16 protein-coding genes are annotated in these 18,470 nt (G+C 49.2%); 6 read left to right on the top strand and 10 right to left on the bottom strand.

Going from position 1 to position 18,470, the window contains the following annotated elements; genetic code table 11:
* Window positions 1-25: 25 nt before the first annotated feature.
* The 3 genes from AADEFJLK_RS20455 to AADEFJLK_RS20445 all read right to left on the bottom strand — a co-directional run bounded on the left by AADEFJLK_RS20455 (window position 26) and on the right by AADEFJLK_RS20445 (window position 4,529).
* Window positions 26-1,747 (bottom strand): uracil-xanthine permease family protein, encoded by a 1,722-nt coding sequence (locus tag AADEFJLK_RS20455; protein ID WP_088618936.1) that lies wholly within the window; start codon window positions 1,745-1,747, stop codon window positions 26-28.
* 25 nt (window positions 1,748-1,772) lie between these two features.
* Window positions 1,773-2,471 (bottom strand): carbonic anhydrase, encoded by a 699-nt coding sequence (locus tag AADEFJLK_RS20450; RefSeq protein WP_088618935.1) that lies wholly within the window; start codon window positions 2,469-2,471, stop codon window positions 1,773-1,775.
* 474 nt (window positions 2,472-2,945) lie between these two features.
* Window positions 2,946-4,529, bottom strand: a complete 1,584-nt coding sequence (locus AADEFJLK_RS20445) for a SagB/ThcOx family dehydrogenase (protein ID WP_088618934.1) — start codon at window positions 4,527-4,529, stop codon at window positions 2,946-2,948.
* Between the two features lie 420 nt (window positions 4,530-4,949).
* Here AADEFJLK_RS20445 and AADEFJLK_RS20440 point away from each other — a divergent pair, with 420 nt between their 5' ends.
* Window positions 4,950-5,840 (top strand): LysR family transcriptional regulator, encoded by an 891-nt coding sequence (locus AADEFJLK_RS20440; protein WP_088618933.1) that lies wholly within the window; start codon window positions 4,950-4,952, stop codon window positions 5,838-5,840.
* Window positions 5,841-5,964: 124 nt separating this feature from the next.
* Here the strand turns inward: AADEFJLK_RS20440 and AADEFJLK_RS20435 are convergent, their stop codons facing one another.
* Complete coding sequence (locus AADEFJLK_RS20435; protein ID WP_088618932.1) at window positions 5,965-6,228, bottom strand: nitrogen fixation protein NifZ; 264 nt, start codon at window positions 6,226-6,228, stop codon at window positions 5,965-5,967.
* Window positions 6,229-6,430: 202 nt separating this feature from the next.
* On the opposite strand from AADEFJLK_RS20435, the gene AADEFJLK_RS20430 reads away from it, so the two are divergent.
* From AADEFJLK_RS20430 to nifS, 3 genes are all read left to right on the top strand, one after another.
* Entirely contained in the window at window positions 6,431-6,787 is a 357-nt protein-coding gene (locus tag AADEFJLK_RS20430) for a HesB/IscA family protein (RefSeq protein WP_088618931.1), read from the top strand.
* A gap of 100 nt (window positions 6,788-6,887) precedes the next feature.
* The gene (gene nifU, locus AADEFJLK_RS20425; protein ID WP_103975569.1) at window positions 6,888-7,790 is read left to right on the top strand and encodes a Fe-S cluster assembly protein NifU; all 903 of its coding nucleotides are present in this window, start codon (window positions 6,888-6,890) and stop codon (window positions 7,788-7,790) included.
* A gap of 10 nt (window positions 7,791-7,800) precedes the next feature.
* Window positions 7,801-9,009 carry a cysteine desulfurase NifS gene (gene nifS, locus AADEFJLK_RS20420; protein WP_088618929.1) on the top strand — a complete coding sequence of 403 codons (1,209 nt, stop codon included), beginning with the start codon at window positions 7,801-7,803 and terminating at the stop codon, window positions 9,007-9,009.
* Window positions 9,010-9,199: 190 nt separating this feature from the next.
* Here the strand turns inward: nifS and AADEFJLK_RS20415 are convergent, their stop codons facing one another.
* A complete protein-coding gene (locus AADEFJLK_RS20415; protein WP_103975568.1) occupies window positions 9,200-10,519 on the bottom strand; it encodes a calcium-binding protein in 1,320 nt (439 codons plus the stop codon).
* Between the two features lie 582 nt (window positions 10,520-11,101).
* On the opposite strand from AADEFJLK_RS20415, the gene AADEFJLK_RS20410 reads away from it, so the two are divergent.
* Together AADEFJLK_RS20410 and AADEFJLK_RS20405 are read left to right on the top strand one after the other, a co-directional pair.
* Window positions 11,102-12,034, top strand: coding sequence for a hypothetical protein (locus AADEFJLK_RS20410; protein ID WP_103975567.1), 933 nt, complete (start codon window positions 11,102-11,104; stop codon window positions 12,032-12,034).
* A gap of 69 nt (window positions 12,035-12,103) precedes the next feature.
* On the top strand, window positions 12,104-13,174 hold the full coding sequence (locus tag AADEFJLK_RS20405) for an alkene reductase (protein WP_103975566.1): 1,071 nt from the start codon (window positions 12,104-12,106) through the stop codon (window positions 13,172-13,174).
* 61 nt (window positions 13,175-13,235) lie between these two features.
* On the opposite strand, the gene AADEFJLK_RS20400 is transcribed toward AADEFJLK_RS20405, so the two are convergent.
* The 5 genes from AADEFJLK_RS20400 to AADEFJLK_RS20380 all read right to left on the bottom strand — a co-directional run bounded on the left by AADEFJLK_RS20400 (window position 13,236) and on the right by AADEFJLK_RS20380 (window position 18,424).
* Entirely contained in the window at window positions 13,236-14,765 is a 1,530-nt protein-coding gene (locus AADEFJLK_RS20400) for an AarF/UbiB family protein (protein ID WP_103975565.1), read from the bottom strand.
* On the bottom strand, window positions 14,762-15,406 hold the full coding sequence (locus AADEFJLK_RS20395) for a DUF2621 family protein (protein ID WP_088618924.1): 645 nt from the start codon (window positions 15,404-15,406) through the stop codon (window positions 14,762-14,764). Before AADEFJLK_RS20395 ends, AADEFJLK_RS20400 begins: the two co-directional genes overlap by 4 nt.
* A gap of 5 nt (window positions 15,407-15,411) precedes the next feature.
* A complete protein-coding gene (locus AADEFJLK_RS20390; RefSeq protein ID WP_103975564.1) occupies window positions 15,412-16,179 on the bottom strand; it encodes a hypothetical protein in 768 nt (255 codons plus the stop codon).
* A gap of 327 nt (window positions 16,180-16,506) precedes the next feature.
* Window positions 16,507-17,142 (bottom strand): Uma2 family endonuclease, encoded by a 636-nt coding sequence (locus tag AADEFJLK_RS20385; protein ID WP_170065195.1) that lies wholly within the window; start codon window positions 17,140-17,142, stop codon window positions 16,507-16,509.
* A 379-nt stretch (window positions 17,143-17,521) separates the two neighbouring features.
* A complete protein-coding gene (locus AADEFJLK_RS20380; protein WP_103975563.1) occupies window positions 17,522-18,424 on the bottom strand; it encodes a LysR family transcriptional regulator in 903 nt (300 codons plus the stop codon).
* Between the last annotated feature and the right edge of the window lie 46 nt (window positions 18,425-18,470).

The following is an 18,470-nucleotide window of genomic DNA, read 5'->3' as shown; positions in this document are numbered from 1 at the left end:
ATAGTTTCCTCTATTTTTTAATTAGTTAATCGTTAAATATCAACCGTAGTTCGCACTCTGCACCATCAACGCGGAGCTTGGCCTGGTCGGCCAAACGGTACAGCATATAGCCCGCCATTTCCAATACTGCGTCGGTATCCGAGAGCATATCATCGTGGCTGGGCGGTTGGGTCAGCAGCGCAAAGGGTTTACCAGTGTAGTTTACAATGACGGTAAAAGTATACTCATTAAAGATAGTTTGCAGATGAATTTTATCCGCTTTACCGTCGATTATCTCCAATAATCCGTATTCGGTCAAAATTTCAAAGGCTTGCCAAGTCGCATGTTCGGCTCGGCGGACAATTTCCGGGCGTGCGCCCCAACTTTCACCTTGTTCCTCCAAAAAAGCAATGACTTCATTGAGCGAACTGTGCAAAGGATCAAAGCGGCGTTGTTTATGGGTATGGTTTTTGATTTGGAACACCGCCGACAGCAGCACCGCGACAAAAATGCCCAGACTTACCCCTGAAAATAACAAGGCTTTTAGGGGAATCCACGCATCATGGTGTAAGGGCTTCAATATAGCCTCATAGCTGACCCCAAAAATTAAGCCGATACCCAAGGCCAGAATTTTACGGTTGTCCAATAGCCTTGACGCGACCATTTGCAAACCTGATAAGGCCGTGAACGAGGCCAGAAAAATCAGTGCCGCCCCCATCACAGGCAAGGGCAAAATCTGCCAAAAGACCATCGCTTTGGGCATAAAGGCAATAACCGCCATAATGACCGCCAGCCAATAGGCCAAATAACGGCTAGTGCAGCCTGTGGAAGCCGCCAGACTGACCGCACCGCCGCTGGAAGTAAGCGGCAAGCCGTTCAGGAACGAGTTACAGATATTGGTAAGACCTTCGGCGAGGATGCCTTGTTTGACCAATTGCAGGTCAGGGCGTTTCCAGTCGGCATCATTAAAGCGTTGTGCCGCCACCAAGGCGCCAAAACCATGCAGGGCGAGAAATAAGCCCGTGATAATGGCGGGCCATAAGGCTTGGCGGTCAAACGACCAGCCGATATTCATCGGTCTGGGCCAATAAAACAGCGGCGCGTCATAAAAAGTCGCCCAAGCAGACGCGGGTATGGCATCCATCAGCCAACTGCTGATAAAACCTGCCAACAGCCCCAAAAACGCCGAGAATAAGCGTAGCACACCCGACGACCAAACGTTAAAAGCCACCATTGTGCCTAAGGTCAGTGCGCATAAGAGTCCTTGTTGCTGTCCGGCCATACCTGTGCCGGTATCCAACATCTGCTTTAGCGCGTAATGCCCTAAACCTAGACCGATCAACAGCACGGCCAAACCCGCCACCTGCACAGTCAGGACGCTTCTAAGCCGCTGGAACAGCCAAGCAAAAGCCATTTGCGCAGCCCCCACGACCCCGACCATACCAAAAACCGCTTCCAGACCGCTATGGGTCTTGACTAAGAGCAGTCCGGCAAATGTTGATGAGGTTGCCTGCAACGGGCAGAAATAGCCCGAACCTATACCATAAACTCTTGCGGTTTGCAAGACGACACCGAGTGCCGAAGCCAGTAGGGTCGCCGAAACCAATTGCAGGGATTGTTCGGGATTTAAGCCTAATTCGCGGGCAAATAACGGCGATATGACCAAATACACACCCAAAAAGGACATTTGTTGCAAGGCAAGACCCAACAAAATGCGTAAGGGCGGCTTATCATCAGTACCGTAAATAATCGTGGCGGGGGTACGCATAGGCCTGACCGTTAACGGGGCTTAATCAAAGGACGGGCAAAAAGGCACTATGGTCAGCACTGGTCGCCCATAAATCACCGTTTTCCAAGTCGAACCACCAGCCATGCAGATGGAGGGTTCCGGCCTCAAGGCGTTCGTTTAACCAAGGATAGGTTTTAAGGTTATCTAAAGACCCCCGGATCGCCGCCCGCTCAACCAGATGCTGATGGTCGCACAAGCCATCCAGATCAAGCTCGCGTACCGCACAGCCGCAGTCATCCTTGGGTTCGGCCAAGGGCCCAAGCACATAACGGTAGCAGCCATCCATAGCGATAGACACCCAATCAGCCAAAAAATCACGCGGGGGTTTGTGGCCTTTTAGGCTTTTGAGCAAAGCTTTAATGCCACCGCAATGGGCATGGCCTAAAATTATGATATGTTCGACCAGCAAATCACGGACAGCATACTCAATGCTCGCCCGCCCTCCATCATACTTGCCTTCCAAAGCATACGGCGGCACCAAGTTGGCGACATGGCGCAACATAAATAAATCGCCTGCCTCCGCATCCATTAGCAAAGCGGGGTCTACCCGTGAATCGCTACAGCAAATGACCAAAATCTTCGGCTGTTGCCCATAATCGATCAGGCGTTTCATTTTGACATCATCAGAGGCATAAGCGCGTTGCTGAAAACTTTTGATGCCTTTGGAAAGTTTGACTAAGGTCGGGTGGATAAACGCTTCCATGTTATAGTGCCAATGTGAAAGGTTATAATGCTTTAAGAAAAGGCCAGTTTGTTACGGCTCCATTCTATGCGAAACAAATCCCTAAATAAAGCCTTTGCTACACAGGCCGTACCAACCTGACAGGAAATGCAGGCTTCGACGGATTGGCCCTGCGGCAGCTGTAAAATTTCTTGCGGGCAGATGAGGTTGCAAACACTGTATATGATAGGTAATTACGCAGCAGTGTTTGTAATTTTTTAGTTAAGGATAAGTTGTGGCCGTCTTTTTTCACTCAACAGCACACATAAACGTCGGCGACATTAGAATCCATCGTTTTAACCTTATTTACTGCCAAGAACACAATCGTTTTTCAATCCGTTTTTTTGTGTTCTTTGCAGCAAAATAATAGGCTGACAACCTTCAATATAATAGAGGGTTTATAGCTGGGATAAAAGATACGGAAAGCAGATGATTAGATTTGCAAACGGTTTAAGGCTATAAATGCCCATACGCCGGAAAAGTCTGTAACCGGCTGTCTTCCAACGGTTTACCGACAGTAAAATGGTATAGGCTCTGAAAAGCGTCATCTTTAAGCCCTAAAATTTCATGGACGCTGTCATCAAAATAACAGCCTATACCCGTGCCACGGACACCCGCCGCTTCCGCTTCCAGATACAAAACCTGACCAATCAGGCCGCATTCCCAAAACAACTGCCGATAACGCCACGGCTGCTCTTCGATCGTGGCCATAAATTCCGCCACCATCGCCAAACTAAAGGCGCTATCGCTGGCAATTGGCTGGTGGCAAGATAAAGTTTTTGCAATCTGCTTCAAATCGCCGGCATACAGATGATAAAAAGGCAATCCCCCAGGTTGTTTTTGCCAAGTGAATGAGCTTAACATTGCCGCTTGTAAAGCAGGTAATGCCGATTCGTCCCTGAGCAGGGCATATAAACCGGGTGTTAAGCCCTCGACACGATGGACAAAAATAAATAAATGTACTTTCGGCGGCGACTGCCAAAAGCCAAACGTAGCGGTATCGGGCAATACTGCGTTTAACAAGCGGTAAAAATCTGTGATGGGCAGCGGGGGCATTTTACCGTCAAACTGCTGTGCACTGCGCCGTTGCCGAATGAGTCGGGTAGCAAGGTGCTGGCCAGAACTAGGGGACGGCACTACGGGCGCGACCACCGGACGGCTTGACGCTTCGGTGCGGGGCTTGATGGCAGCAGCACTGGCTTGGTCAATCACTGGCCAATGGTATAAATGGTACGCGCCTAAACTCATGGCAGCACCTACCCACACCGCGCTCGGCAATAACGCCATTAATGCCGTATCCGTACAGGCTGCTGGCGTGACGGAGGTAAGGATACGGCACAGCACATCCGGGCTTTCCTGCTCTTTGGCCTTAAAATCCGCCGCCCGATCCAACCCTAGCAATTGGGCAAGGTCGGCATCGGCCAGCCCTGAACATAGCTCTATTTTCCAGCCTAACGTAGCGGCGGCATAACGTAACGCCCCCAACGCGTGACCTATGTCATGCTGGCAATATCTAAATGCCCTTTCACCGTATTTCCACGCCTCCCGCCAATGCACAGATGACAAACCTATCAGCACCTCCCCTTCAGGCAAGGCTTCGGTAAATTGGCAACGCTGCTCCAGATGGTGGTCATAACTGACATAGTGGTATACCCCAGCAGGTACAATGTTGGCATCCGCACAGAGCAAATAAGCTTCGGTAGGATGCAGGTTGCCGCTGGAAGGGTTGCAACGCAAAGACCAACGGTTTGGGCCATATTGCTTCCATGCCGACAAGCCAAAGGCCAATTCCAACAACAGGCCGATATTCGCCAAATCCAACGGCTGTATAGGCACGGTGTCCGGCTTGTCCAAGTCGCTAAACAACACATCCAGTTCGCGCCCAGGCTTAGGTAAAGCCACTATCTGGCAACCGGAAAAATGCCGGAATGGGTCGGGCTGGTCATCCCAATCTAAAGTTTCTGGGCCTTTAGCATAACGCTGTAGGGTGTGCTTAGTGCGGTGATGATAATTTAGTAAGGTTTCAGCTAATGGTGTCATAAAGATTGTCGGGTTGCTTATAGAAATGGTGGACTGGGTTGTTTACCGGGTGTTGACGTTTATCCTTATTTTTCGGGCTTTTTTAAGGTGTTAAGCTGCCCATTTTTGCTGATATGGCCTTATTTTAGAACAGGCCAAGCTTATTGCCCTAAATTCTCATCAAAAATAGTGCCATAAATTATATTAACCCCCGTCCATTATTAAATCTCATGCCTCAGTTAACTTGAAATAGCCTAATCTTATTGGAATAATGGCCGGACAGATACGGATGCGCAGATTCATGGTGTATTTGATGGCGGCTTTCGCAGCCGATTTTTGGCACAGCCAAGACATTCAAGGTTTTGCCGATGGCTCATAGGCTATGAAGCGGAAGCGGGTTGTGTAGGCGTTGGCAAATTATTAACACCCATAGGAAACAAGATGGACAGGTTACATTTAATGGCGGTGTTGGTCGCCGTGGCCGAAGAAGAAAGCTTTGCGGGTGGGGCGCGGCGTTTGGCGATGTCCCCTCCGGCCGTAACCCGTGCCGTTGCCATGTTAGAAGAGCGCTTAGGGGTAAAGCTGCTAAACCGGACGACGCGCTATGTACGGGTAACCGAGGCAGGTCAGCGTTATGTGGAAGATGCCCGCCGTATTATTGCCGAAGCGGACGCGGCCGATGAAGCGGCTATGGGGATTAACGGTACGCCTTGCGGACATTTGGCGATTACCGCCCCCGTACTGTTTGGTAAGCTCTATGTCTTGCCTGTCATTGTGGAGTTTTTGCAGAGTTATCCCGGAATTTGTGTGTCGGCGGTATTTCTGGATCGGGTAGTGAATTTATTGGAAGAGGGTTTGGATATTGGGGTGCGTATCGGCGTATTGCCCGATTCTAGCATGAAGGCCTTGCGGGTCGGCTCAGTGCGGCGTGTAGTATGCGCCTCACCCGCGTATTTGGCCCACCATGGCTGCCCTAAAACACCGTTGGAATTGCCTGCACACACCCTTATCTCAGTCGGTACGGCTGTGGAATGGAAGTTCGGCCAGGACCCTGAGGTTTTGACGGTTAAGACCGCTCCCCGGCTTACCGTCACCACCAATGATGCGGCTATTGCAGCGGCAATCCAAGGTTTTGGCATTACCCGCTTGCTGTCCTACCAGTGCGCCCCTTATTTGGCCGCCAATGAATTGGCAACGTTATTAAGCGGCTATGAACCCGCTGCGATGCCTATCCATATCCTACACCGTGAGAGCCGTCATGCAAATGCCAAAGTCAGGGCATTTATTGACTTGCTTGCGGTGCGGCTCAGAACAACCCCGGCTTTACAATAAGGCACGGCAGCCTCCGCTTAACCTTAACCAGCATTTGCCACAAAGGCCACGAAGCCTTTACCAACAAGCCGCTTCGCGTACTCCGTGGCAAATAATCCGATTTTTAAATCAACGGAAATTATGGCTAATTAATCAGTTTCGGCTCTACCATCAGATCGTCAACCCAACAGCCTATCGGGTTGCCCAGATTCATCTCTTTGTCTTCAAAACGTACTAAGAAAACGCTACGTTCCGGCTGTTCTTCGACATGGCCTATCATAGTGATAACGCCGCGCGTACCGGCTTCCGCCAATATTTCGCCTTCCATACCCTCAGGCATTGAACCGTCATCAATAATCGTGGTGGCGGCATAGACAATATCGCCTATATCCAAGTCTTCTACTCTCATGGCATCTCCTCTTTAGTGGCTGGGGATTTTGTAGGAAACCTGACAAAACCCGCTGGATTGTTTGTTTGTAATCTTTTTTACAGGGGCTATAAAAAAATATTATTTTATAAAAATCATATTGTTATAAAAATAAAAATAGTCTGGCACATAGGTTGCTTTATGTTCTTACAAGAACGATGCCAACCCTTTCAGGAGACTTGTTGTGATTACCTTAACAGAAAAAGCTATTAACGCTGTCGGTCGCTTTATCGCCAGTTCGGAAACACCCACAGCAGGGCTTCGTATCGAAGTCACTGATGGGGGCTGTTCCGGCTACCAATACGGGCTGAAGCTAGAGACTGAAAACACCCCCGAAGATACCGTGATTGATTGCGGCACAGTCAAGGTGTTTGTCGCCCCCACCAGTATGACGATGCTGGATGGCATGTCCGTGGACTTCTTAGACAGTATAGAAGGTTCCGGTTTCAAATTTATTAACCCCAATGCGGCAAAAAGTTGCGCTTGCGGTTCTTCATTCAACACCAGTGCTAGCGGTACGGGAACCAAAACCTGTTCTTAACCCTTAAGGCAGGTTGGGCAGCGCTGTTTTGCCCACCGGAACCCGACCCAAGGCGGACAAAACAGCGTTGTCCGCCCTACCCAATTCGAGGAATAACACCATGTGGGACTATTCAGACAAAGTAAAAGAACACTTTTTTAACCCTAAAAATGCCGGGGCGGTGGCGGATGCCAATGCCATAGGTGAAGTCGGTTCCATCAGTTGCGGCGATGCCTTGCGCCTGACCTTAAAAGTCGATGATTCGACGGAAGTGATTCTTGATGCCGGTTTCCAAACCTTCGGCTGCGGTTCGGCAATCGCCTCGTCCTCGGTGCTAACCGAAATCGTTAAGGGCATGACGCTGGACGAAGCCTTAAAAGTCACTAACCAAGACATCGCCGACCATCTGGAAGGTCTGCCGCCAGAAAAAATGCACTGTTCGGTCATGGGAAGGGAAGCCTTACAAGCGGCGATCGCCAATTATCGGGGTGAAGAATGGGCGGATGACCATGCGGAAGGCGCGTTAATCTGCAAATGTTTCGCCATCGATGCCGTTATGATTGAGGAAATGGTCTGGGCCAATAAATTGCGTACCGTCCAAGATGTGACTAACTTTACGAAAGCGGGCGGCGGTTGCGCGGCTTGCCATGAAGACATTGAAGCGATTCTGGAAAAAGTCTTGGCGGAAAAAGGCGAGAAATTTGACCCCGAAGCCGCGCCGGTCAGCAAACCGGTGGTCGCCGAGGTCAAAGGCTCGCTGACTAATCTGCAACGCATCAAAAAAATCGAACAAGTGCTGGAATCGTTACGGCCTTCGCTAATGGCCGACGGCGGTGATGTCGAATTGGTCGAAGTGATAGGCAATACCGCCTACGTCAATATGACAGGTGCGTGTAGCGGTTGCCAAATGGCGGCAATGACCATAGCGGGTATCCAACAACGGCTGATGGAAGTGATGGGCGAGTTTATTAAAGTCGTCCCTGCTTCGGAAATGGCCAAACTTGTGAACATAGCAACAGCATAGGACAACTGTCATGACCGATATTTATCTGGACAACAATGCCACCACCAAAGTGGATCATGCTGTGGTTGATGTGATGATCCCTTATTTTCTGGAGCAATACGGCAACCCCTCATCCATCCATAAATTTGCCGACGGTGTGGCGCGTGGCCTTAAACAGGCCCGCCAACAAGTGCAAAACCTGATCGGCTGTGAGCATGATTCGGAAATTATCTTCACGTCTTGCGGTACGGAATCCAATTCCACCGCGATTTTGTCCGCCATTAAAGCCCAGCCGAACAAAAAAGAAATCATCACCACCACCGTTGAGCATCCGGCGATTTTAAGCCTGTGCGAAGCGCTAGAAAAAGAAGGCTACACTATCCACCGGATGCCTGTCGATAAAGCAGGCCGCTTAAACTTGGAAGCTTATAAAAAACTGCTGTCCGAGCAAGTCGCCATTGTCTCGGTCATGTGGGCCAATAACGAAACGGGAACGCTGTTTCCGGTCGTGGAGATGGCGGAACTGGCTAATGCGGCAGGCGTGATGTTCCATACCGATGCCGTGCAGGCAGTCGGCAAAATCCCGATGATGTTACAGGATACTAAAATCGACATGCTGTCGCTGTCCGGCCATAAACTGCACGCCCCTAAAGGTATTGGCGTGTTATATCTGCGCCGTGGCACCCGCTACCGTCCGCTGTTACGGGGTGGCCATCAGGAGCGTGGCCGACGGGCGGGTACAGAGAATACCGCCTCTATTGTCGGTTTAGGCAAGGCCTGCGAGCTGGCTTTAGAGCATATCGAATACGAAAATACTCATGTCAAAGCCATGCGTGACCGTTTGGAGCGCGGCATTACCGAACAGATCCCACATTGTTTCGTCACCGGGGATATGAATAACCGATTGCCCAACACCACCGACATTGCTTTTGAGTACATCGAAGGCGAAGCGATTTTGATGTTGCTGAATAAAGCGGGTATTGCCGCTTCCAGCGGCTCGGCCTGTACGTCAGGTTCTTTGGAACCTTCGCACGTTATGCGGGCGATGGATATTCCCTACACAGCAGCCCACGGTACAATACGCTTCTCGTTTTCCCGCTATAATTCCATGCACGAAGTCGACGAAGTGCTGAAAGTCATGCCAGGCGTGGTCGCCACCTTGCGTAAATTGTCACCGTACTGGGATGGTAACGGCCCTGTGGCTAATCCAGAACAGGCGTTTAAGCCGACGTATGCGTAGGTAAGGTAAGGCTAAAGGTGGTTTCCGGTACGATGTTACCGGAAACCACCAGTTGGCAAGTTGTTTGTAAGGTAAGAATTCATTTAAGAATGGGCTGGCCTTATCTATTTGCAGATCCGAAAAGCTTTAAGTGCCAGAGTTCCGCAGAGAGCCTGCAACAGGCTGTCCACTGAGTTTATTTTTGGGTAGGTTACAAAATAAAATCGCTAGCAGATAGGCTGCTTATGCCTGTTAATTGGATAGAAAATTCAGCTTGGCTATCGGCATCGGTGCTGCCTGATAAAGTATGGGTAAGTGCATCAAAATGTAGTTGACCGCTTGCATTGGCACTACTAAAGGCTTGTGAACCTATAAAAGTAAAGCCTTCATTGACGGTAAGGGTAGATGTTTTGGCATCTATTGCCGACAAGTCTATTTTATCTTGGCCTTTGGTAAAATCTTTAATAATATCATCAAGATAGATGCTATCGTTAAGAAATTTGAACGTGTCTGAGCCAGTGCCGCCGACTAACTGGTCATGTCCTGCATCACTTATCAGCAAATCATTACCATCACCTCCCAGCAATTGGTCATCGCCGTAGCCGCCAACGATCTTGTCGTTACCTGAATCACCTAACAGCAGATCATTATCACTCCCACCTGCTAAGACATCATCGCCGTTGCCACCATAAAGCTTGTCGGCACCCATATCACCGGACAATATGTCATTACCATCCCCACCTGCCAAGCCGTCATTACCGTTGCCGCCATAAAGCTTGTCGAGACCAACCCCACCGATCAACGTATCACTACCCTCACCACCAGACAGAATGTCATCGCCATTATCGCCATAGAGCTTATCAACACCCAATTCTCCTAGTAAAAAATCGTTGTCGCCGCCGCCTGCCAAGACATCATCACCATTACCACCATAAAGCTTGTCGGCTCCCATATCACCGGATAATATGTCATTACCATCCCCACCAGCCAAACCATCGTCACCGTTGCCGCCATAAAGCTTGTCGAGACCAATCCCACCGATCAACGCATCATTACCCTCGCCACCTGACAGTGTATCATCGCCATTATCGCCATAGAGCTTATCAATACCCAATTCTCCTAGTAAAATGTCATTGTTGTCGCCGCCTGCCAAGACGTCATCGCCGTTACCACCATAAAGTTTGTCGGCTCCCATATCACCGGACAATATGTCATTACCATCCCCACCTGCCAAGCCATCGTCACCGTTGCCTCCATAGAGCTTGTCAGTACCCAGTCCGCCGACTAAGGCATCATTGCCATCGCCACCTGACAAGGTATCGTCACCATTGTCACCGTACAGATAGTCGAGACCTAAGCCACCGATCAGATCATCATTGCCATCGCCGCCGCTTAACCTGTCATCGCCAGTGCCGCCGTCCAGATGATCATTGCCTGAACCACCATGATGCTCATCATTGCCATCGTTACCGTGGAAATCCTCATTGCTGCCAATGCTGTCCTGTGTACTATTAGTCGTATAGTAAGTCATTTTGATGCTCCGTTTATTTTAATATTTACGTCTGTTGCAGGCGGTAGTTTCCGCTTATCCGTAGTAAAGCACTAAACATACCAAGTTTATTTTATTTGCAAGCAGTTGTTTTTATTTAAACTATTATTTTATTAACGGATGACAGCAGGATGTGCTGCAATTTCTGTGAGGTAATGCGGTAGCGGGGTAACAATTATTGCAGAGTAGAAAAAACGCCTATTATTGTAGCGTGGAAGCCCATTGCAAATGGCAAAGTAAAGTATAACAGTGGATGCAATACTGAAAAGCTGCGCACTTAGCGTAAGGCCTAAAAACATACCTCTTACCCCCCATAGCCTTTTCACTGAGTAGAAAATAAGGTTATTTCGCCTAAAGAGATTGGTTTGCTTAGGCATGACCTATGCCAGAACACCTTATCACGCTATAATTCCATCCTATAAAACTTAAGGTAGCTACTATTTAGATTAGCTGGCCAATCCCAAATTCTGGTGATTTTATAGCTTCCTGATGAAGCAAAACTTGCCGAGTGTCCACTAAATTCAACCTAGCCGTAGCGGCACCATAATTAATAACAATTAGACGATGAAAGAAAACTTGTTTACGTTTGAACAAATACACATCGAAGTGGCCCGTAACGCTTCTGACGATTTTAACCTCTTCCACGACAAGCATAAATGGTTGGAGATTACCCATAATCCCTTTAAAGGCCCGATAGTGTTGGGGTTTCAGTTGAACACCCTGATCGAATACCAAATGCGCTTGTACCGTGAAGCGCATCATGAAGATGAGATTATCGCCGACAAACAATTACGTTTCAGTAATTACCAGACCATTTTTGTTAATGCCCTAAGACCTAGGCAAGAAATGTCGTTAGACATTAAAAAAACCCTCATCAGCACTATCCCTAAGCTGACCTTGACCAATCGGGTGAGCATAAAATCGCAAGGCAAAACCATTTTACTGGGTTATAAAAAAGAAACCCAAGAGCCATTGTTTTTGACCGATACTGATTTAAGTGCCTTGCCGGATTTGAATAGCCTACCCGACAAAACCTTTGTACCGGATAGCGAGTTCTTTCTAAAGCGTAAATGGCTGCACAACGGTAACGTCAAAAACTTTCTGTCCGGCTCTTTAGCCGAGCAATCGGATTATTTTGACGAGTTAACCCAGTTTACCCATTATCCGGAAATTTTTCCGTGCAGTTTGACTTCGGGGGTTTTGCTGGAAAAAGCCCGGTTGGAGCGGCATGATTTTAAAGCTAATCCGATGGTGTACACCTCGCATGACATTTCAGTTGACCGTCTGCTGGTCAAGCAACTAAAAAACAATGATAAAGTCCATGTGTTAGTCAAACAGTTACCCGAATCTAAAGACAATACCCTTAACCACACCCGCATCCTCTTGCGTACTTATGAGTGTTTCGGTTTGCTGGAAAATCAGGAGGTGCTGTTCAGAATCAAGCTTAACTTGGTGCCCTTGGAAGAAATTATTAAAAATTTAAGCGCCAAAAGCTAAGGCTGTTGGTGACAGGGATTTACCCGCCGTATTCTTACCCAACTTTTCACCACAATCGGGATGTAAACTATGCACACTTTGTTTGAGCCTTTGCAAGTCGGTAGTCTGACGCTACCTAACCGTATCTTGATGGCACCATTAACCCGTTGCCGCGCCGAAGACGGACATATCCCCGGCGAATTGATGGCGACCTATTATAGCCAACGGGCCAGTGCCGGATTGATTATTGCCGAAGCGACCATGGCAATGGCGGGCAATTCGTCATTCTGGCATGAGCCGGGTATTTATTCCCCCGCCCAAATTGACGGCTGGCATAACGTGACCGATGCCGTCCATGCCGCTGGCGGGCGGATATTCCTGCAAATTTGGCATGGCGGACGGGCTTGCCATCCCTTATTAAATGCCGGAGCGCAACCGGTCGCACCCAGCGCCATTGCCATTACGGGTGACGAAGTCCACACCCCCGAAGGCAAACAGCCTTATGTGCTACCGCGCGAACTGCATGATGACGAACTGCCCGCTATCATCGCGGGCTTTAAGCAGGCGGCGCAAAATGCCCAAGCGGCAGGTTTTGACGGGGTTGAAGTACATGGGGCGAACGGTTATTTACTGGATGAGTTTTTACGCGATGGGGCGAACAAACGTAGCGGCCCTTATGGTGGCCCGCTGGAAAACCGCGCCCGCTTGTTATTGGAAGTGCTGGCGCAAGTGTGTGAGGTTTGGGGCAGCGACCGGGTAGGTTTGCGCATTTCCCCGTTGAACAGCTATAACAGCATGATCGACAGTGATCCGGTGGGCTTGGTGACGTGGTTGGCGCAACGCCTGAATGCGTTTGACCTGGCCTATCTGCATGTCATGCGCGGTGATTTTTTCCAACAACAAAGCGGCGATGTCATGACCCCGGTGCGCACCCATTATCAAGGTACGCTGATCGGCAATATGGGCTATGATGCCGCCGAAGCCGCCGCCGCGATTACCGACCGGAAGCTCGATGCCGTGGCTTTTGGCGGGGCTTTCTTGGCAAACCCCGATTTGCCGGCCCGCATCCAAGCGGGTGCGGCGTTGAATGCGGCCAACCCTGCGACTTTTTATACACCGGGTGCGCCAGGCTACACCGATTATCCGGCATTAGGTGGTTAAGTCACTAGTAATCTAAGGAGGGCTAAAGCCGTTCATGGCCGAACCGAACAGCTTTTAGCCTTTACTCCAGCCAGACCCGGCAATGTTGCTGCCCAAGCTCTACACTAAACAGCTCTTGCGGCACGATACCTTCACGTTGCACACGACGGCTTAGCCCGGCAATGTCGACGGTTGTTGCTGCCACTATCTGCTCCCGCACCGACAATGGGATAATCGATTCCAGATCGGCGGCGGTTTCGGCGGGCAAATCCATAGCGATAACGGTGTTTCCGTGTTCCGTCATCCGTATACATAAGCGTTGCGCATGGCTGTGGCTATTAGCGCTTAAACTATCGTCCGCACTAACGGGAGGCAGTTCGAAAGCGCGGGCTTGTGCCAACAGCTCTTGCCCGACCACGTTTTGCAACAACGGCCACCACGGCAGGGCGACATCCAGTTGCGCCAATTGTTGGCTGACACCGTGAAACGCGCGTAACAACAGCATCAGGTCAGCCGGGCCCGCCGCCCTAAACCACCAACGCTGTTCGCCCAGCAAAGCCTGTAAAGACGTGCTTAACTGCCATTCTTGCATCTGAAAAGGCCGTGGCGATAAGAAGGGCCGCAATAGAATCTGGCAGAGTCCGGGCATTTTTACCTGTAAATGTGCCAGTTTTTCGGCGTTAAAGCCCATTGCGACAAAACAGCGGAAGGCATCAATCGGCTGGCCGCTATGATAGGCATCCATCAGCTTCAATAACGCCAGCCGCCGTGGCGGGGCGACCACTACCGTACAACCATAATCCAACAAGACCGTTTCGGCGTTGCCCTGCGGATTCAGCCGGAACAGATAATTGCCCGGATGCGGGTCGCCATGCACTTCGCCATGGACAAACAGGCTTTGCCACAACAGCATCAGCAAGGTTCGGCCAATTTCCAGCCTATGCTGTTTTGACCAAGTACACGCCTCGCTGAAACGGCTACCTGTTGCCCAGGCTTGCACCAGCACCGCCTCCGAGCAGAACTCAGGATAGACTGGCGGAATAAACAAGCCCGGCACGCTGAGCGTTTGTTGAAAACGCTGCTGGGTGTGCATTTCAAGGCGGTAATCGGTTTCGCGCAGGAGTTGGCGGTGTAGGATGGTTTTGTAATCGTTGACATTAAATTGCCAACGTTTGAGGGGGCCGACACTAGGTAGCCAAGCACTGAGTTTGAGTTCCGCTTTGATACTGCCGACAATACCCGGATAACGGATTTTTATGGCGACCTCCGTGCCATTATGAAGTAGGGCACGATGGACTTGCCCTAAGGAAGCCGCCGCTACCGATTCCTCTATCGCTTGTAGGGCTTGTACCAAAGGCTTTCCCAGACTGTTTTGTACGGCACTTAAAGGCAAAGGCTCGATGCTGGTGACCAGTGTTTGAAAAGCGTTATTGTCGGCACTGCCTGCCATGACTTGGCCTATTTTCATCGCCAAGCCGCGCGAATCGGCAAGGAGTAAGGCTAACGTTTGCTGGGCATGTCTGCGGGTGGGTGAGTCCACCCGCTTTAGCCGCCGCATCGCTAACGCTATACGGTACCAATGTAAGGTTTTGTTTAATAAACGCGGTATCATTGTGCCATCCCATTAAAATGCGGGGCTGGCTCAATGCCGTGTTGTTGCAATGCCGACACCAAAGCAGGATGCTGGAACGCTGGCGTGACCTCCGCCAAAGCCCGGACGGCGTTAGCGATAGTGACGGTAATGGCCGCCTCTTCGCCTGCTAACATTTCTGCCTGCTCGGTTATACGGGTTCTTGCCGCTTCACGGAAACCCAGCGGTGTCAGCCGTAACATCTGTTTGACACACTGTTCCGCATCGTCATCCCATAGCAACGACATGGGCAAGGGCGGCATAATCTCCAATTCGTCTTCGTTAAACGCTTGGGCGACAATGATGACAATGCCCTGCGGACCTTGGATACGGCTCTCAAGCCGTTGCGGGCTGATAGTAATGTCGCGCGTTATCAGGCTGACATTTGGCAAGGACAGCAACGCGTCGGTGGTTAGCGCCAGATTTTGGCTGTGCAATTCCAGATGCAAGCTACTTTGTACAGCATCCTTAGCAGGCACTAACCTGACGGCAAGGCTACCATTATCAACAATAACCGCTTCCGCCGTTGCCTGTTGGCATTGGAAACCTAGAGTGTCGCAGAGAAACGCCGTGGCTTCGGCAAAGTCTGCCACAGGATGGATGACCGAAATAACAAAATCCATACCGGTTATCCCGCCTCGTTTTCGTAAGGCGTATCGGCAAAAACCGCCCGTGCCGCAGAATTGCCCGGAATATAGAAATAACTTTTTTGCATCACCCACTGCCTAGGGCCGAAGTAATCAATATAATCGGTTATCCAATGTTGCCAGATGCGGCTCTTATCCTCCGCCCAAACCCAAGACAAATCCGCCAGATAGGCAAACAACCTCTGGGTGTCCGGCTGTATTGGCTTATCAATATGCCCTTGCCATAACGGTTCTTTGCCCTCGTCATTAAAGGGATCGACATAAATCCTCAATCTGGCTAAGCCGGTACTGATACCCTGACTGACAGGGGATTCTAGTATCAGATCCAAGCGGTCGCGGTGTCTGCGACTGTCTTTATTGATGCGCCCATAACTCACTACTACCCCTTCAAAGTGCTGGCCGTTGTCGGTGTATTCCTGGAAAAAAATAAATCCTAAAGGCTTTGTTGCGCTGTTTAACAGTTCATCAATAAAGTGGCGCGGAGCATCGGGCAATTGCGGCCATTCGGCCATAATCACCTGCACCGCCAACTGACGGAGTTCAGCATCACTATCATTTAGGCGAAAGCTTTGGAAATTGACCACACCGTACTTGTTCCAAGGTCTTGACCAACCGTATTTTCTGGCTTGGCGGTAATTTTCTAAGGCCTGCACCATAAACCGCAAGGTTTTGGAAGGTTTTTTGCCGGCGTTGAGCTCAGCTTGAATTGTTTGGTAATCTTGTTCAGTGGTAAGAATTATTTTTGTCATCCATATTCGCTCAGTTAAGTGAGACCCCATTGTCCAGACAATATTTAGCCTAGTTTAAGATAGCGTCATTGCAGCGGATTGGCGCTGCCCCCGGGCAAACGCATATAAATTAAAAGCTTTTAAAATCAATTTTATACAAGCATAAAAAGTAACTTCTCAATAAGTTAGGGCATCGATAAAAACTGATTGTACCGCATTATGGGTGGTCAAAAACTCGTTGATACCAAATCAATTGGATATAAAACATTGAGCATACCTCATAATCCGGTTCAATCAGAAAATTGTAATAATGCAAAGCGGGCAATGCTTTTCTGTCCGTTTGTTTTTCTAACCTAAAATACCTTTCATCTGCAAATTAAAGCCTTTTAGCAACGGTTCGCCGGATATTTCGCTTGGGTTGTCCAGTATCTGAATGGGTACGTTTTGTTGGTAGATGTAGACTTTTTTATCATTCACGTCGAGCAGCCAGCCAAGCGTTGAGCCGTTTTCGATATATTCCGCCATTTTTCCTTGCAATTTGGTTAGCGAATCGGATTCGGAGCGGATTTCGACGACAAAATCAGGGCAAATCGGCGCAAATTTTTTGCGTTTTTCGGCGGGTATGGCAAGCCATTTTTCCAGTTTTATCCAGGACAAATCTGGCGAACGCTTGGCTCCGTTGGGCAGAATAAAGCCTGTTGAAGAATCAAAGCCTTTGCCTGTGCCGTCTGTTCGTACCCAAACGCCAAAATCTACACTTAACTCAAAGTTTATTCCGCCAGTTTCACTGCCTGTGGGTGACATAATGGTTATTTCTCCAAACTGATCCATTTCAATCCGCAAATCTTTGTGCCGCTGACAAAAATAGAAAAAATCATCGCCATTCATTGGTTTCAGCAGATCGCCGAAATCAATTTCCAACGGCTCTGAAGGATAGATCAACAGAGTCGAGTTTTTATTTTTAGTCGTGGTTGAGGTAATCATAAAGGCCTCTTTAAGAATGTACCATTATAGAAGTTACGCATTGACAGAAAAGACTTTTTGAAAACCATGCCAATATGGAGTGATGTAAAAATTTTTACTTTTTAAAATCAATATATTGAAAATTTAAATTTATAGGTTTCCTTTAAATCATGGCTAGTCTATATTTTTCACAAAAAAGGCTAAAGACCTTTGCACTCCGCTCTATGTCGCTTAATGAGTGACGGCATCTATATTTCAAGCTTAAGCACATAACGGGTATGTTTGCGTTCGCCGACGAAGCAAAGCAGTACGCCCATTGGTTACAGTAAAAGTGGCTATCATGTCACGAATAGGTGAGGGATGAAATAGCCATTTTGACACAGTGCCGCCCTTACTTTCCTTAGGCCACTGGCCTGACCGTCGCGCTAGTCCGGGCAGCATGGCCAATTAGCCATTGGATATAGTCCAGTTGCACGTCTTCATGACGTGTTGCCAAATACATGGTTTTGGTTAAGGGTAGGTTTTTAAATCGTAAACTCACCACATCGGGATGTTTGGCCTGATCGGCGAGCAGCCAATCCGGCAACAGGCAAACGCCACGCTGGCTGGCGGCCAGCAGCAGCATAATATCGGTTTCTTCGACAGTGACATGGGCAAACGCTTCAATACCGGCAGGTTGCAGGACTTTTCTGAACATATCCAAGCGCTCACGGGCGACCGGATACGTCAAAATGGTCTCCTGTTGCAGATCGGCCGGCTCAATCTCGCCAAGTCCGGCGAACTGGTGGGTTTTAGCGACGATAAGCACCAGCTCGAAGTCAAACAAAGGCTGGTAATGCAGGCCACCGTTAAATAAAGGATCAGAAGTCAACACCGCATCCAGCTTGTACTGCCGGATAGCTTCGAAGGCATTGAAACGGTAACGGGAAGTCACTTCAATCGCCAAATCTGGCCAAGCTTGCAGGTACGGTTGGAGTATGGTGCGGAACCATTCATAACAGGCATGGCAATCGATGCCGATAGTCAGTTGCCCGGTTTTGCCCACCGCCAACAAATTCAGGTGCTGTTCGGCGGAAGTCACGGTGGCAATGACTGATTCGGCTACCTCGGACAGGTATCTGCCTGCTTGGGTCAGCACTAAAGTACGTCCTTGTTTACGCCACAGCACAACCTTTAGGCGTTGCTCCAAATTTTTCATCTGGTGGGATAAGGCCGATTGGGTCAAGTGCAGCTCTTCGGCTGCGGCATTCAAAGTGCCACGCTGTTTCAAGGCCAATAAAATGCGCAAATGGATTAATTCCATACCGATGAATATTCCTCATGAAATAGTGAGAAACTATCAATATTTT

The sequence above is a fragment of the Methylovulum psychrotolerans genome, assembly GCF_002923755.1.
Lineage (GTDB): Bacteria > Pseudomonadota > Gammaproteobacteria > Methylococcales > Methylomonadaceae > Methylovulum > Methylovulum psychrotolerans.
The sequence above is the reverse complement of the archived record's forward strand: the minus strand, read 5'-3'. Positions and strand labels throughout refer to the sequence as shown.